At 69.4% G+C, this 15,005-nt stretch carries 12 protein-coding genes and 1 tRNA gene; 7 read left to right on the plus strand and 6 right to left on the minus strand.

The genetic code is table 11. The features are described from left to right. Positions 1 to 195 precede the first annotated feature (195 nt). From AC1DZQ_RS00390 to AC1DZQ_RS00400, 3 genes are all read left to right on the plus strand, one after another. A complete protein-coding gene (locus tag AC1DZQ_RS00390) occupies positions 196 to 2,019 on the plus strand; it encodes an ABC transporter ATP-binding protein (RefSeq protein ID WP_476961599.1) in 1,824 nt (607 codons plus the stop codon). Next, the gene (locus AC1DZQ_RS00395) at positions 2,016 to 3,920 is read left to right on the plus strand and encodes an ABC transporter ATP-binding protein (protein WP_476961600.1); all 1,905 of its coding nucleotides are present in this window, start codon (positions 2,016 to 2,018) and stop codon (positions 3,918 to 3,920) included. Before AC1DZQ_RS00390 ends, AC1DZQ_RS00395 begins: the two co-directional genes overlap by 4 nt. Before the next feature lie 129 nt (positions 3,921 to 4,049). After that, positions 4,050 to 4,126, plus strand: a tRNA-Pro gene (locus AC1DZQ_RS00400). Positions 4,127 to 4,292: 166 nt separating this feature from the next. On the opposite strand, the gene AC1DZQ_RS00405 is transcribed toward AC1DZQ_RS00400, so the two are convergent. Further along, positions 4,293 to 4,511: a hypothetical protein gene (locus AC1DZQ_RS00405; RefSeq protein WP_476961601.1), complete on the minus strand. Its 219-nt coding sequence runs from the start codon at positions 4,509 to 4,511 to the stop codon at positions 4,293 to 4,295. 130 nt (positions 4,512 to 4,641) lie between these two features. On the opposite strand from AC1DZQ_RS00405, the gene AC1DZQ_RS00410 reads away from it, so the two are divergent. Continuing rightward, positions 4,642 to 5,907 carry a helix-turn-helix domain-containing protein gene (locus AC1DZQ_RS00410; RefSeq protein ID WP_476961602.1) on the plus strand — a complete coding sequence of 422 codons (1,266 nt, stop codon included), beginning with the start codon at positions 4,642 to 4,644 and terminating at the stop codon, positions 5,905 to 5,907. Positions 5,908 to 5,931: 24 nt separating this feature from the next. Here the strand turns inward: AC1DZQ_RS00410 and AC1DZQ_RS00415 are convergent, their stop codons facing one another. Together AC1DZQ_RS00415 and purD are read right to left on the minus strand one after the other, a co-directional pair. Further along, entirely contained in the window at positions 5,932 to 6,858 is a 927-nt protein-coding gene (locus AC1DZQ_RS00415; RefSeq protein WP_476962023.1) for a phosphoribosylaminoimidazolesuccinocarboxamide synthase, read from the minus strand. A gap of 47 nt (positions 6,859 to 6,905) precedes the next feature. Then, on the minus strand, positions 6,906 to 8,216 hold the full coding sequence (gene purD / locus AC1DZQ_RS00420; RefSeq protein ID WP_476962024.1) for a phosphoribosylamine--glycine ligase: 1,311 nt from the start codon (positions 8,214 to 8,216) through the stop codon (positions 6,906 to 6,908). A 370-nt stretch (positions 8,217 to 8,586) separates the two neighbouring features. Between purD and AC1DZQ_RS00425 the strand changes: the two genes are divergently transcribed. The 3 genes from AC1DZQ_RS00425 to AC1DZQ_RS00435 are packed head-to-tail and all read left to right on the plus strand — an operon-like array spanning position 8,587 to position 11,674. Then, positions 8,587 to 10,185 carry a molybdopterin-dependent oxidoreductase gene (locus AC1DZQ_RS00425; protein ID WP_476962025.1) on the plus strand — a complete coding sequence of 533 codons (1,599 nt, stop codon included), beginning with the start codon at positions 8,587 to 8,589 and terminating at the stop codon, positions 10,183 to 10,185. Positions 10,186 to 10,221: 36 nt separating this feature from the next. After that, complete coding sequence (locus tag AC1DZQ_RS00430) at positions 10,222 to 11,238, plus strand: asparaginase (protein WP_476961603.1); 1,017 nt, start codon at positions 10,222 to 10,224, stop codon at positions 11,236 to 11,238. Positions 11,239 to 11,254: 16 nt separating this feature from the next. Then, on the plus strand, positions 11,255 to 11,674 hold the full coding sequence (locus AC1DZQ_RS00435) for a sterol carrier family protein (RefSeq protein ID WP_476961604.1): 420 nt from the start codon (positions 11,255 to 11,257) through the stop codon (positions 11,672 to 11,674). A 45-nt stretch (positions 11,675 to 11,719) separates the two neighbouring features. Here the strand turns inward: AC1DZQ_RS00435 and AC1DZQ_RS00440 are convergent, their stop codons facing one another. From AC1DZQ_RS00440 to AC1DZQ_RS00450, 3 genes are all read right to left on the minus strand, one after another. Further along, on the minus strand, positions 11,720 to 12,481 hold the full coding sequence (locus AC1DZQ_RS00440) for an SDR family oxidoreductase (protein WP_476961605.1): 762 nt from the start codon (positions 12,479 to 12,481) through the stop codon (positions 11,720 to 11,722). Between the two features lie 151 nt (positions 12,482 to 12,632). Further along, positions 12,633 to 12,941: a hypothetical protein gene (locus AC1DZQ_RS00445; protein WP_476961606.1), complete on the minus strand. Its 309-nt coding sequence runs from the start codon at positions 12,939 to 12,941 to the stop codon at positions 12,633 to 12,635. A gap of 154 nt (positions 12,942 to 13,095) precedes the next feature. Next, complete coding sequence (locus AC1DZQ_RS00450; RefSeq protein WP_476961607.1) at positions 13,096 to 14,949, minus strand: glycoside hydrolase family 15 protein; 1,854 nt, start codon at positions 14,947 to 14,949, stop codon at positions 13,096 to 13,098. Positions 14,950 to 15,005 lie beyond the last annotated feature (56 nt).

The following is a 15,005-nucleotide window of genomic DNA, read 5'->3' on the forward strand; positions in this document are numbered from 1 at the left end:
GCTCGTTGCCACGACTGGGCATGTCCCCCGGCCACGCGCCCGCCGCCCGCACACCATTGCGGATCGTAATGACTGGGCGAGATGCTGGGAGCGCTGAGCAACGTGTGAATCCGGTCACCCGATGGCCTAGGGTAGTTGCTACAGGAAACTACATTCAACGGTGCGATCTATGCACGGGCGTCTTAAGAAGCAGGCATGGCCAAGCAGAGTTCATTCTTCACCTCCATCAGCCGTCTTTACCCGCATGTCAGGCCAATCCTGCCCCGGCTGGTCATGGGCCTGCTCTGCGCGCTGCTGGCCAGCGTCATGGCACTGGCCATCCCGCAGGTGCTGCGCGTGCTGGTCAACGAATCCCTGACGCCCGGCGGCAGCGCCGAAGCCGTCTGGACCGCCTCGCTCCTCATCCTGGTCCTGGGCATCGCCGAGGCAGGCCTGGTGGCCCTGCGCCGGCAGTTCGTCATCAATCCCGCCACCACCGTCGAGACCCGGATGCGGGTCTCCCTCTACGGGCACCTTCAGGACCTCACGGTCTCCTTCCATGACCGCTGGGGCTCCGGGCAGCTGCTCTCCCGGGCCATGACGGATCTGAACTTCCTGCGCCGCTGGATGGCCTTCGGCGCCATCATGCTGGTGGTCACCACGCTCACCGTGGTGATCGGCGTCGCGGTGATGTTCGCCATGAGCTGGCAGCTGGCCCTGATCTTCCTGGCCGCCGCCGTGCCGATCATGATCTACGGATTCCGCTTCCGCACCCGGTTCAGCAAGGTGGCCCGCCGCAGCCAGGACCAGGCCGGGGACCTCGCCACGACGGTCGAGGAATCCGTGCACGGCATCCGCGTCCTGAAGGCCTTCGGCCGCAGCCGCGAGGCGCTGGAGAACTTCAACGAACAGGCCGAGGAACTCCGGCAGACGGAGATCGCCAAGGCCAAGCACCTGGCCACCTTCAGCCTGGTGGTGACGCTGCTGCCCGAACTCGCGCTCGGCGCCGGCCTCGTCGTCGGCATCCTGCTGGCCTCCACGGATCAGCTCTCCATCGGTTCCCTCGTGGCCTTCTTCGCCACCGCAGCCGTGGTTGCCGCGCCGGTCGAGTTCTGCGGCATGCTGCTGGCGATGGCCCTCACCGCGAAGTCCGCTGTGGACCGGCACTTCGAGGTGATGGACGCGCAGAACACGATCACCAGCCCGGACCAGCCCCGCCGGCCGGCCGGACTCAAGGGTGCCCTCAGCTTCCGCAATGCCTCGTTCGCGTTCGAGGACGCTCCGGACAAGCCGATCCTCAAGAACATCACCCTGGACATCCGGCCCGGGGAAACCATGGCCCTCGTGGGCATCACGGGCGGCGGCAAGAGCGCCCTGCTCCAACTGGTCCCCCGCCTCTATGACGTCACCGGCGGCGCCATCACCATCGACGGCGTGGACCTGCGCGAGTTCGGCGTGGAGGACCTGCGCACCGCGGTCGCCGTCGCGTTCGAGGACACCACCTTGTTCTCCAGCTCCGTCCGGGACAACGTCCTGCTCGGCGCGCCCGACGCCGGATCGGCGGAAGGCCGCGACGCGGCCCTGGAGGAAGCCCTCGACGTCGCCCAGGCCCACTTCGCCTATTCCCTGCCGAACGGGGTGGACACCCTGATCGGCGAGGAGGGCCTCAGCCTCTCCGGCGGCCAGCGCCAGCGCATTGCCCTGGCCCGCGCCATCGCCGCGAAACCGGCTGTGCTGGTCCTGGACGACCCGCTGTCGGCGCTGGACGTGAACACCGAGGTGCTCGTCGAGGCCCGGCTGCGCAAGGTCCTCGCGGACACCACCACGCTGATCGTGGCCCACCGGCCCTCGACCGTGGCGTTGGCCGACCGGGTGGCCCTGCTCGAGGACGGCCGGATCGCCGCCGTCGGAACCCACGCGGAACTGCTCGCCCAGAACAGCCACTACCGCTACGTGATCGCCAGCCTGGACCCGGAACCGCGGGACCTGGATTCAGAATTGTCCGCCCTCGAGGACCAGTCCGAGGAGATTTCCCGATGAGCAGCGCAACATTCGGCACCGCCAATGAGGACAACGCGCACCTCAGCAGGAACGAGAGCAAGGCCGTCCGGCGGCGCTCCCTGACCCTTCTGGGCTCCCTGATCCGCCCCGTCCGGGCCCGATTCTGGCTGACGATCGGCGCCGTCGTCCTGTCCCAGGCCGCCCGCGTGGCCGGGCCGGCGCTGATCGCCTTCGGCATCGACCACGCCCTGCCGGCCGTGCGCGCCGGCGACAACCTTCCCCTGATGCTCACCGGCGTCGCCTACCTTGCCGCGGCCGTCGTGGCGGCCGGCCTGACGGCCCTGTACGTGACCTCGACGGCGCGGCTCAGCCAGGCGATGCTGCTGGACCTCCGCGTCCGGGTCTTCCGCCACACGCAGCGGCTGAGCCTGGAATTCCACGAGAAATACACCTCCGGTCGCATCATCGCCCGGCAGACCTCGGACCTGGAGGCCCTGCGCGAACTCCTGGATTCCGGCGTGAGCTCGCTGGCCTCGGGAATGCTGTTCATGGCGTTTACCGCCGTGACGGTATTCGCCCTGGACTGGCGCAGCGGCGTGCTGGTGCTGGCGGCCGGTGTGCCGATGTATTTCCTGGCCCGCTGGTACCAGAAGCACTCGCAGACCGCCTTCCGCGAATCCCGGGTGGTCTCGGCCCGGCTGATCGTGCACTTCGTGGAGACCATGACCGGGATCCGCGCGGTGAAGGCGTTCCGGAAGGAACCCGAGAACGCCGCGCGCTACGCCGAACTGTCCGAGGACTACCGGCGCGCGACCGTCCGCTCCATCAACCTCAACGGCATTTTCCAGCCCGGGCTGGTGCTGATCGGGAACGTGTGCGTGGCCCTCGTGCTGCTCACCGGCGGTTTCCGGGTCCTCAGCGGCGAACTCGAGGTGGGTGTGCTCCTGGCCCTGATCCTGTCCACCAAGCGCTTCTTCCAGCCGGTGGACCAGATGGCGATGTTCTACAACTCCTTCCAAAGCGCCCAGGCGGCCCTGGAAAAGGTCTCGGGCCTGCTCGAGGAGGTTCCCACCGTGCGGCCGCCGAAGACGCCGGTGGCCCTGCCCGACGCGCGGGGCAGCATCGACTTCAACGGTGTCGAGTTCCGTTACGGCGACGGCCCGGTGGTCATCCCGCGGCTGGACCTGCACATCCCCGCCGGCCAGACGGTCGCGCTCGTCGGGCAGACCGGCGCCGGCAAGTCCACCCTCGCGAAGCTGATTGCCCGCTTCTACGACGTCTCCGCCGGGTCCCTGACCCTCGACGGCGTGGACCTGCGCCAGCTGACCACCGAGGATCTGCGCCGGAACGTTGTCATGGTCACCCAGGAGGCCTTCCTGTTCAGCGGTTCCGTGGCCGACAACATCGCCCTGGGCCGGCCCGAAGCCTCGCGCGAGGAGATCGAGGACGCGGCCCGGGCAGTGGGGGCGCACGCCTTCATCATGGAACTTCCGGACGGCTACGACACCGACGTCAACAAGCGCGGCGGCCGGGTCTCCGCCGGGCAGCGCCAGCTGATCAGCTTCGCCCGGGCATTCCTGGCCCGCCCGGCCGTCCTGATCCTGGACGAGGCAACGTCCTCGCTGGACATCCCGTCGGAGCGCATGGTCCAGCAGGGCCTTGCGGGGCTCCTGCGGGGCACGCGGGAGGCCGGCCAGCGGCCGCCCGGTGGGCAGGCGGCCGGCGGGCAGCCCGCCGCGGCCCCCGGCCCGGACGCTGCCCCCGGCGCCGGGCGGACAGCGCTGATCATTGCCCACCGGCTCTCCACCGTGGAGACGGCGGACCGGGTCCTGGTGGTGCACGACGGACGCGTCGTCGAGGACGGCACCCCGGAGCAGCTGATCGGCGACGGCGGCGCCTTCGCCCGGCTCCACGGCGCCTGGAAAGACTCGCTGGTCTGAACAGCTCCTGCGGCGACCGGTTGCGCCCGCGGGCCGGGATGACGGCCCGACCCGTCCCGCCTGGCGCCCGATTTCACATCCGGGGCCATAATCGGATACTCTTGTGAAGTTGCTTTTGAAGCAGCGGATCGGGATGTGGCGCAGCTTGGTAGCGCGCGTCGTTCGGGACGACGAGGTCGCAGGTTCAAATCCTGTCATCCCGACCAAACACAAAAGAGGGCCCTCCACACGGAGGGTCCTTTTTTTGTGTGTTCGGCGCGATTCCACGGTCCCGGCACCGGCGATCCCCCCGGCGCGGAGCACCGGCCCGGACACAGCACAGCCCCGGGAGAAATCTCCCGGGGCTGTGCTGGACCTGCTAYATCGAGATTGTTACATCGGGTCGGGCCAGTTGCCGACGTTCAGCGAGTGGGTCATCGGGTCGGGCCAGTTGCCCACCGCCTGGGCGGCGCGCATGGGGTCGGGCCAGTTGCCGACGGCGGCAACATCTGAGACATCGGTAAGTGAAGCAGCGGACAGCACGGCCGGGGCCGCGGCGGTAAATGCCAGTGCGCCCGCCAAAACGGCGCCGGCTGCAATCTTCTTCAACATAGAGTTCCTCAATATCGGTTGGGGTCCTTAACCAAGTCAGCACTACCCTTGTTGACACACATTGTAAAATGGTTTCTACAGAGACTGTCAAGCATTTAGTACAAAGAATGTCCGGAATTAGGAGGTATCCGTGGGGAACGGATTTGGGGAGAAGCTCCGCGCGGAACGGCTCGAACGGGGCCTGACGCAGGCGGAGTTGGGCCGTGACCTGTACTCCCCCAGCTACATTTCTCTGCTGGAAACCGGACGCCGCGAGCCGACCGCCGATGTCATCGAAGAGCTGGCCCGCCGGCTTGAACTGGCCCCGAAGGCGCTTGAGGCCTGGAGCCAGCCGGTGTCCGTCAGCGACGCCGAATACGTGCTCGCGGGGCTGTATGCCCGGCAGGCCTGGGACCTCCGGGACTACCCCGTGGCCGCCACTCACGCCGCCGCCGCCGCCAAGATCGCCCTGGAGGCCAAGAACACCAGCGCGTGGTGGAACATGACCTACATGCAGGCCGAGTGCCTGATCAAGCAGGGCCTGTGGCAGGAGTGCAAGGACGTGGTCCAGAATCTCCTGGAGCACCCGATGGCCGCGGAGTCGGCCGGGCTCGGCGTCCGGGCCCAGCAGATGCTCGCCGCCGCCTCGCAGGGGCAGGGCCAGCTGACCGCCGCCGTCGAGCATGCGCAGGAAGCGGTGCGGCTCTGCGCCCAGCTGCCCAAGGGCTCCACCATGATCATCGGCGCCCTCCGCGCCCTGATCGGCGCCCTGGCCGAGAGCGGCCGGCTCGATGAGGCCTGGGCGTACTGCCAGGCCATGAACGACCAGATGGACGACCACTCCATGTCCCAGCTCGCCGGCGAGGTGGCCTGGGTGATCGGCAACGTGGCCTTCATGCGCCACGACTACCCCGAGGGGATCAAGTACCACGAGCGGGCCGGCCGGCTGCTCTCCCCGGCCAACGACATCGACCTGTGGGCCCGGTTCAACAAAGCCTCCGCCGCCGTCCGCCTGTCCTCGGGAATCGTCGAACCCGAGACGCTGTCATCGATCGAGCGCGCCGAACTGGCCCTCTCGATTGTCGGCGGCAACAAGACGGACCAGCTCGAAGTCGCCTTCATCCGGGCCCGCTGGCTCTACCTCACCGGCGACATCGTGGCCGCCGTCCAGAAGCTGCGCGAGATCCATGCCGAGCGGGAGGCGCTGGCCCGGCACACCGCCGGCGAGGTCTCCCTGCTGCTGGGGAAGGCGCTCAAGGCCGCCGGGGAGTCCGCGGAGGCCCTGGTGTACCTCGAGGAAGCCCAGAAGGAGTTCAGCGCGGCGGGCGCCTCGGACCGGGTCCAGCAGGCCCTGGACGCCGTGCTCGAGATCAAGCTGGCCCAGCGGCGGGCCGAGGCCGCTTCCGCGGAAGCCTAGCCCCGGCCGGGCCGTGCGGCCGGGCTAGGCGAACGTGCGGCCGGTGAGCTTCTCGTAGGCCTCCACGTAGCGGCTGCGCGTGCGCGCCACGACGTCTGCCGGCAGGGCGGGCGGGGGCGTGTCGGAGGCCTTGTCCCAGCCCGATTCGGGCGAGGTCAGCCAGTCGCGGACATACTGCTTGTCGTAGGACGGCTGGGCCTGGCCGGGCCGGTACGTGGCCGCATCCCAAAAGCGTGAGGAATCCGGGGTCAGCACCTCGTCGCCCAGGGTGATGATGCCGGTGGCCGCGTCGAGGCCGAACTCCACCTTGGTGTCGGCCAGGATGATGCCGCGGCCGCGTGCGATTTCCTCGGCCTTGGTGTAGATCGCCAGGGTCAGCCTGCTCAAATCCGCCGCAACGTCGTCACCCACGAGGCCCACGACGGCGTCGTAAGTGATGTTCTCGTCGTGCTCGCCCACCTCGGCCTTCGCCGACGGCGTGAAGATGGCTTCCTGCAGCCGCGACCCGTCAACGAGGCCGGCGGGCAGCGGGATGCCGCACACGGTGCCCGACTCGCGGTACTCCAGGAGCCCGGTGCCGGTGAGGTAGCCGCGCGCGATGCATTCGACCGGGAACATGTCCAGTTTCTTGCAGATCATCGCCCGGCCCTCGACGGCGGCGGGAACGCCGCCGTCGGCCGTGGAGGCGAGGACGTGGTGTGCGACGCCGAGCTGGTCGAACCACCACAGGCTCAGCTGGGTGAGGATGCGGCCCTTGTCCGGGATCTCGCTGGCCAGGACGTGGTCGAAGGCGCTGATCCGGTCGCTGGCCACCACCAGGACGCAGTCCTGGCCGAAGCGTTCCGTGACGGCCGGGTCCGCGGGGACGTAGAGGTCGCGGACCTTGCCGGAGTAGACGTGCCGCCAGCCCGGCAGGTCCTGCGTGGCGGTGTCGAGTCCGCCCTTGGGCAGGGTCTCCGGCGTGGTGTCGGGAGTCGGGGCTGCGGGTTCGGTCACGTTCACGCCTTCGCTTTCGACGCGGCGGGGGTTCCCGGCGAGGCTACCCGGATTTGACCGCGGGCGGCCTTGCCGCCGATGTCGGTGCGGAACTGGCTGCCGTCCAGCTGGACGAGTTCGACGCCGTCGTACGCCCGCTCACGGGCCTCCACGAGGTCCGTTCCGAGCGCCACGACGGCCAGGACGCGGCCGCCGGCCGAGACCACCTTGCCTTCGCCGTCGAGCTTGGTGCCGGCGTGGATCACGTGGACGCCGTCCAGGGCGTCGACCTTCTTCAGGCCCCGGATGCGGTCGCCCGTGCGCGGGGTGTCGGGGTAGTTTTCTGCTGCCACGACGACGGCGACCGCCGTGTCCTTGGACCAGCGCAGCGGCTCCACCTTGTCCAGTTCGCCTTTGGCGGCGGCCATGAGGAGCCCGCCGAGGGGGGTTTTGAGCCGGGCGAGGACGGCCTGGGTTTCGGGGTCGCCGAACCGGACGTTGAATTCGATGACCCGCGTGCCACGCGAGGTCAGGGCGAGGCCGACGAAGAGGACGCCGACGAACGGGGTGCCGCGGTGCGCCATCTGGTTGACCGTGGGCTGGGCGACGCGGTCGATCACTTCCTGCACGAGGCCTTCGGGGGCCCATTCCAGGGGTGTGTACGCGCCCATGCCGCCGGTGTTGGGGCCTTCGTCGTTGTCGAAGATGCGCTTGAAGTCCTGCGCCGGGGACAGGGCCACGGTGTTGCTGCCGTCGCAAAGGACGAACATGGAGACCTCGGGTCCGTCCAGGAACTCCTCGATCACCACGGTGCCGCCCGCGTCGAAGCACGTCTGGGCGTGCGCCAGGGCCTCGTCGCGGTGGTTGGTGACGACGACGCCCTTGCCGGCGGCGAGCCCGTCGTCCTTGACGACGTAGGGGGCGCCGAAGGTATCGAGGGCGTCGGCGGCTTCCCCGGCGTTGGAGGCAACGCGGGCCATTGCCGTGGGCACGCCGGCCTCGGCCATGACTTCCTTGGCGAAGGCCTTGGACGCTTCCAGCTGGGCCGCGGCCTTGCTGGGGCCGAAGACCGGGACGCCGGCGGCGCGGACGGCGTCGGACACGCCCGCGGCGAGGGGCGCCTCCGGACCGACCACCACCAGGTCCGCGGTGAGCTTGACGGCGAGCGCGGCGACGGCGTCGGGATCGTTCGCGTCGATCGCATATGTGGGGACCAGCGCGCTGATGCCCGCGTTGCCCGGGGCCGCGTGGACCTCGGAAACGTTGGGGTCTGCAAGCAAGGATCGGACAATGGCGTGTTCGCGGCCGCCGGGGCCGATGACAAGTACCTTCACAGTCTCCAAGGGTACGTGGTGCACCCCGCAGGCTCCTAAGCTGTGTCGGCCGCTGGACATGCTCAATTTTCGCGGCGGGGCAGTCGCGGGCGCCGGGCAATCCGCGGCTCGGCACTCCCGGGCGCCGGGGAATCCGCGGGACATGCCCAGTCCCGGCCGCGGCCACTGGACACAATGCCATCATGTCCATGCCTGCGCCCCAAGGCTGGACATGTCCCCTGGGCACGCGGAACATGTCCATGCCCGGGTCCCAAGGCTGGGCATGTCCCCTGGGCACGCGGAGCATGTCCACTCCTGGGTTCCGGCGGAGAGCATGTCCACGTGGGGATCGGCCCCGGCGCCGGACAATCCGCCGGGCGTGCGGCTACGAATGGCCTGTATGAACAAGCCCAGCATGAAGCCCAGCAAGCGGTCCCGCGGCGCCACAGCCCTGGCCGCGGTGGCCGGAGTGGCTGCGGCCGCCGTCGTCCTGTCCGTCGCGGAACTGATCGGCGCCTTCTTCACCACGCGGGCCACCCCCCTGATTGCGCTGGGCTCCACGTTCATCGACTTCACGCCGCTATGGATGAAGAACTTTGCCGTTGAAACGTTCGGCACCAACGACAAGGCCGCGCTGTTCGTCGGCATGGCGGTCACGATCCTGCTCCTCGCGTGCGTGCTCGGCATCGTCGCGTACCGGAGATGGGCCCTGGGTGTGGCCGGCGTGGTGCTGATGGGAGTCGTGATCGTCGGCAGTGTAGTGACCCGGGCCAGCGTCAAGCCGGTCGACGCCATTCCTTCCCTGATCGGTACCGTGGCCGGGCTGGTGGTGCTGCGGCTCCTGGTCACCCGGCTGTGGCGGATGCAGGAATGGCCGGACCGGGCGGCCGACGTCGCCGCGAAGGAACCCGAGCGCCCGGCGACCACCCGGCGCGCGTTCTTCGCCGCCGCCGGCATCACCGCGGCCGCCTCGGCCGTTGCCGCCACCGGCGGGCGTCTGCTCAGCGCGGCCCGCAGCAACGTGGCTGCGGCCCGCGAATCGCTGCAGCTGCCCGCGCCCGCCAGGCCCGCCCCCGCGGTCCCGGCCGGTGTCCAGTCCAGCGCGCCCGGCGTCACGCCGTGGCTGACCCCGAACAAGGACTTTTACCGGATCGACACGGCCCTGAGTGTGCCGGAGATCAGCGCCCAGGACTGGGAACTGCGCATCCACGGCTTGGTGGAACAGGAGGTTCGGCTCACCTTCCAGGACTTGCTCGACGCCCAGCTCATCGAATCCCATGTGTCCCTGACCTGCGTGTCCAACCCGGTCGGCGGCAACTTGGCCGGCAACGCCAAATGGCTGGGCATGCCCATCCGCGATGCCCTGAAGCTGGCCCGCCCCACCCAGGGCGCGGACATGGTGCTCTCCACCTCCATTGACGGCTTCAGCGCCTCCACGCCCCTGGAGGTCCTCCAGGACGGCCGGGACGCGATTCTGGCGATCGGCATGAACGGCGAGCCGCTCCCGCTCGAACACGGCTACCCGGTGCGGATGGTGGTTCCCGGCCTGTACGGCTTCGTCTCCGCCACCAAGTGGGTGGTGGACCTCGAGGTGACCCGGTTCGCGGACAGCAAGTCGTACTGGACCCAGCGCGGCTGGTCCGAACGCGGCCCGATCAAGACCATGGCGCGGGTTGAGGTGCCCAAGTCCTTCGCCAAGGTCCCCGCCGGGAAGGTCGCAATCGGCGGCACCGCGTGGGCCCAGACCCGCGGGATCACCAAGGTCGAGGTGCAGATCGACAGCGGCCCTTGGACCGAGGCAGTGCTCTCCGACGAGGCCTCCCTCATCACGTGGCGGCAGTGGTCCCTCGACTGGGATGCCACGCCGGGCCCGCACTACATCAAGGTCCGCGCCACGGACGGCACCGGCGAGGTCCAGACGGACAAGCGGGCGGATCCGGTCCCGGACGGCGCCTCCGGCTGGCAGTCGGTGATGGTGACCGTGGAATAACCGGGGTATCCGCACCGGGCACCATAGACTTGCTGCATGGCTTTGAACCCGCATGCAACATTCACAGTCGACTCCGCCGTCGAACTGGCAGTCATCGAACGCAGCGGCTTCGTGGAGTCCCGCCACATCGGCTCGGCCGTGGTGCTGGCCGCGGACGGCACAGTAGTGATCGAGCTCGGCGATGTGAACGCCCCGATCTTTGCCCGGTCCACGCTCAAACCCTTGCAGGCCCTGGCCTCGATGCAGTCCGGCGTGCCCCTGCGCGGCGCCCAGGTGGCCATCGCGTGCGGCAGCCACGTCGGATCCCTGGACCACATGGACGTGGTCGAGGGCATGCTCAAGGCGGCCGGGGCCAAGGAAGACCAGCTGCAGTGCCCGGCCGACTGGCCCCAGGATGAGACCGCCCGGAACTGGCTGGTCCAGACCGAGCGCGGCAAGTCCCGGCTTGCCTTCAACTGCTCGGGCAAACACGCAGCGTTCCTTTGGGCGTGCACGGAAAACGGCTGGGACAAGAACAGCTATCTTGAACCCAACCACCCGCTGCAGCAGCGCATCCGCTCCGTGATCGAGGAGTACTGCGGCGAACGCATCACCCACTTGGGCATCGACGGCTGCGGCGCGCCGGTTGCCGCCGTCTCCCTGATCGGCCTGGCCCGGGCCTACTCGAAGCTGGCCAAGGCCCCGGGCGACAAGAACTCAAACGCGCGGGCCGCCACGATTGCCACATCCATGCTCGACTACCCGTGGGCCGTCCAGGGGCGCGGGCAGGCCAACACGATCGTCATGGACGAACTCGGCATCCTGGCCAAGATCGGCGCCGAGGGCGTGCTGGTCATGGCCACCCGCCAGGGCGTCTCGGTTGCCATCAAGATGCTCGACGGCAACATCCGGGCCACCACGCTGGTCGGGCTGACGCTCCTCGCGGCCTCCGGCGCCGTAGAAATCCCTGAAGTGTCCAGTGTCCTGGACAAGGTGGTGGACCCGGTACTGGGCGGGGGACGCCCGGTTGGCAAGATCCGGCTGGGGCGGCCCGTCGCGGCACTGCTGGACTAGGGCTGGAGGTAGGAAAGTGGCTGTATCGCGCCGTCGAATCGCCGTGGACGAGGGCCGCGCGGCGCTCGCCGCATGGCAGGACGCCACCGCGCCTGCGCCAGGATCCGAAGTGCCGGCTGCCGAAGGCCCCGGCGCCGGAGGAACCAGCGCCGTCCCGCGCAACACGATCGCGACGGCGGTGCGCTACTCCCTGGAGGAAGTCACCGCGCGGGCGCCCGGCAACTCCGTGGAGGTGCGCGTCCCGCCGTTCGGCGTCACGCAGTGCGTGGAGGGCCCGCGGCACACGCGCGGCACCCCGCCGAACGTCATCGAGTGCGACGCCGCCACCTGGCTGGCGATGGTCAGCGGGTCATTGAGCTGGGCAGACGCCGTCGCGGCCGGCCGTGTTGCCGCCTCGGGACTGCGCGCGGACCTGTCCGCCCTACTGCCCCTTTAGCAACCCCTAGCCGCGTAGGCAGGTCCCACCAGCCGGGGCGGCGCCTCAGCCGCGCCCGATGAACGGCATGCCCGCAGCTGTCACCACGAGGGATCCCACGTTGGCCGACGCCGGCATCCCGGCCATCAGCAGCACGGCCCGGGCGGCGTCCTGCACCGCAAATGTCGGCTCGGCCCGCAGGCTCCCGTCTGCCTGCACGGCCCCGGAGCCGACGCCGATCTCCTCCATGAGATCAGTTGCCGCGTTGCCGATGTCGATTTGTCCGCAGGTGATGCCGAACCCGCGTCCGTCCAGGTCAATGCTTTTGGTCAGCCCCGTGATCGCGTGCTTGGTCACCGTGTAGGCCACCGTCCGCGGCCGGGGCGAATGCGCAGCGATCGAACCGTTGTTGATGATCCGTCCGCCCTGGGGCGACTGCGCCTTCATGGCCCGGACGGCGGCCGCGGCGCAGAGGAGGGATCCTGTGAGGTTCACGGCCACGGTCGCGTCCCAGTCCTCCATGGTGATCTCGTCCACCGCGGCGGCGGGGCCAAACACGCCGGCGTTGTTGAAGAGCAAGTCCACCCTTTCCCACTGCCCCAGCGCCGCGGCGAAGAGCCGCTCGACGTCGGCGGGGACGGTGACATCGCACGGGACCGCGAGCGCCTGGCGGTGGCCGGCCGCGGTCTCGAGCAGCGGCTCTTCCCGCCTCCCCGCCAGGACCACCCGGTAGCCCTCGGCCAGCATGAGCCGGGCCACCGCACGGCCGATGCCGGAACCGGCTCCGGTGACGACGGCCACCCTTCCGGGGGTGTGGTGCTGGCTCATGGGGTCCTCCTCGACGGTTACGCGGCTGCCCGGCCAGCGTACCGCCGAGACGGCACATCACGGCAGTGTTTCGCGCCCGGACCACCGCGAACTCTCAACTCGGGAGGCGCCCGGCGCGGGAATATCGGCAGGGCAACTGCCGCCCGGAGGGTCAGTGGCGGGCCCGCGCCCTCTTTCCCGCTGCCAATGAGCCCCCCGTTGCGGACGTTGGGCGCCCGGCACCGCCGAGCCGCCCCCTGATCACCCGGGCGGACGATCCGGGCACGGCGGCCCGGCCATCGGCGCTGCGGTCCCTGATCAGGCCGGTTCCGGCGATCTCCCTCGCCTGGGCGACGCCGGCAACGGCTGCTTTCTTGTTGGGAAACGTTACTGAAACCGCCATCAGTTGCCCTGCCCCGTCCATCATCCGAATGCGGTAGCCGCCGTCGGGCGCGTCCACGAGCTCAAAATACCCCGCCATTGCACACTCCTCGTTCCTCGTATCCCCCGCCGGGATATTAGTAAGTGTACTTACTTGACGGTGCCGCGAAAGTGCTGAAGGTCCCGCCCTTCGCCCGCCGGCGGCCGGGACAGGGCCGCGGGGACAAGTCACGGGCGGGGGTCTGGGGCGCGCATTACCGGCGCGGGGCGGGGCCTGGGCGGGGCGATCTGCCGGGCCGGGGAGGCAACCCGCCCGCGCCCGCAGCCAGCGGGGTGTCGCTGCGGCGGACGCCATCTTCATGCAGTTCCAGCGCGCTCATCACGAGGGCGAAGTGGCTGAAGGCCTGCGGCGTGTTGCCCAGCTGCCGGCCGGCCTCGACGCCCCACTCCTCGCTGAGGAGTCCGACGTCGTTGCGCAGCGCCAGCAGGCGCTCGAACAGTTCCCCGGCCTCGTGGCGCCGGCCCGCCCCGATCAGGGCCTCCACCAGCCAGAAGGAGCATGCCAGGAACACCCCCTCCTCACCGGGAAGCCCGTCATCGCTCTGCGCCGGCAGGTAGCGGCGCAGGAAGCCGTCATGCGTCAACTCACGCTGGACAGCGTCGATGGTTCCGATGATGCGGGGATCATCCGGCGGGAGGAAGCCCACCCTGGGCAGCAGCAGGAGGCTTGCGTCCAGCTCGGGCCGCCCGTAGGACTGCACGAACGTGTTGCGTTCGGCGTCAAACCCGTTGGCCATGATCTCGGCGTGGATGGTGTCGCGCAGCTCCTCCCAACGGTCCGCCGGGCCGGTCAGGCCGAAGTCCCGGACCCCCTTGACCATACGATCCGCCGCCACCCAGGCCATCACCTTGGAGTGAGTGAAATGGCATTGCGGGCCGCGCATTTCCCACAGCCCGTTGTCCGGCTGGCTCCAGGCTGTCTCGAGATGTTCCATGAGGGCCACCTGGACATCCCAGGCGCCGTCGGTGTGTTTGAGGAGTGAATTCCGCGTCAGGGACAGGCAATCGAGCACCTCGCCCCAGACGTCGAGCTGCAGCTGGCCGGCCGCGCCGTTCCCGGTACGCACCGGGGCGGAGTTTTCATAGCCTTTCAGCCACGGCAGTTCAAGCTCCGGCAGCCGGCGTTCGCCGTGGAGGCCGTACATGATCTGCAGATCTGCCGGGTCCCCGGCTACGGCGCGGAGCAGCCAGTCGCGCCACGCGCCGGCTTCCTCCGTGTAGCCCGCGGCCAGCAGCGCCTGCAGTGTGAGGGTGGCGTCGCGCAGCCAGCAGAAGCGATAGTCCCAGTTCCGGGTGCCGCCGATCTCCTCCGGCAAGGACGTCGTGACCGCGGCCACGATGCCCCCGGTGGGGGCGAAGGTCAAGGCCTTGAGCGTGATCAGCGAGCGCTGGACCGCGTCACGGTGCGGCCCGGTGACCGTGCACTTCGCCGACCAGCCAAGCCAGAACTCCTCGGTGGACGCCAGGACCGCCTCCGGGTTCACGGAGCGGGGCCGGCGGAGGTGGCTGGGGCTCCATGTCAGCGCGAAGGGCACACGGTCCCCGGCCGTGACCGTGAAGTCGCTGATGGTGTGCATCCGCTCGCCGCGCAGCGGCGCCTCGGTCACCAGATAGGCCGCGTCGGGCCCGGCGACGGCGTGGATCCCGCGCTCATCGTGGCGGACCCACGGCACAATATGGCCGTAGTCGAACCGGAGAGCCAGTTCGCCGCGCATCCGCACCGTGCCGCGGACACCGACCACGATCCGCACGATATCCGCCACTTCGTCGCGGGGTGGCATGAAGTCAATGATCCTGACCGTGCCCTCGGGCAGGTCCCACTCGGTTTCCAGGATCAGCGTGCCCTCGCGGTAGCGGCGCCGCGTGCATTCGCCGCCGCCTACCGGCGCCAGCAGCCACCGGCCGGCCGCGGGCGTATCGAGGAGCGCGCTGAAACAGGCCGGTGAGTCGAAGCGTGGCAGGCATAGCCAGTCGATGGAACCTTCGGTGCTGATCAGGGCCGCGGTGTGCAGATCCCCGACCATTGCGTAATCCTCGATGCGTGCCATGACACTTACAGTGCCACAGCACCGTCCCACCCGGCACGCGGACGGCACCGAGAAGG

This window comes from Arthrobacter sp. P1_C12_2 (genome assembly GCF_056406415.1).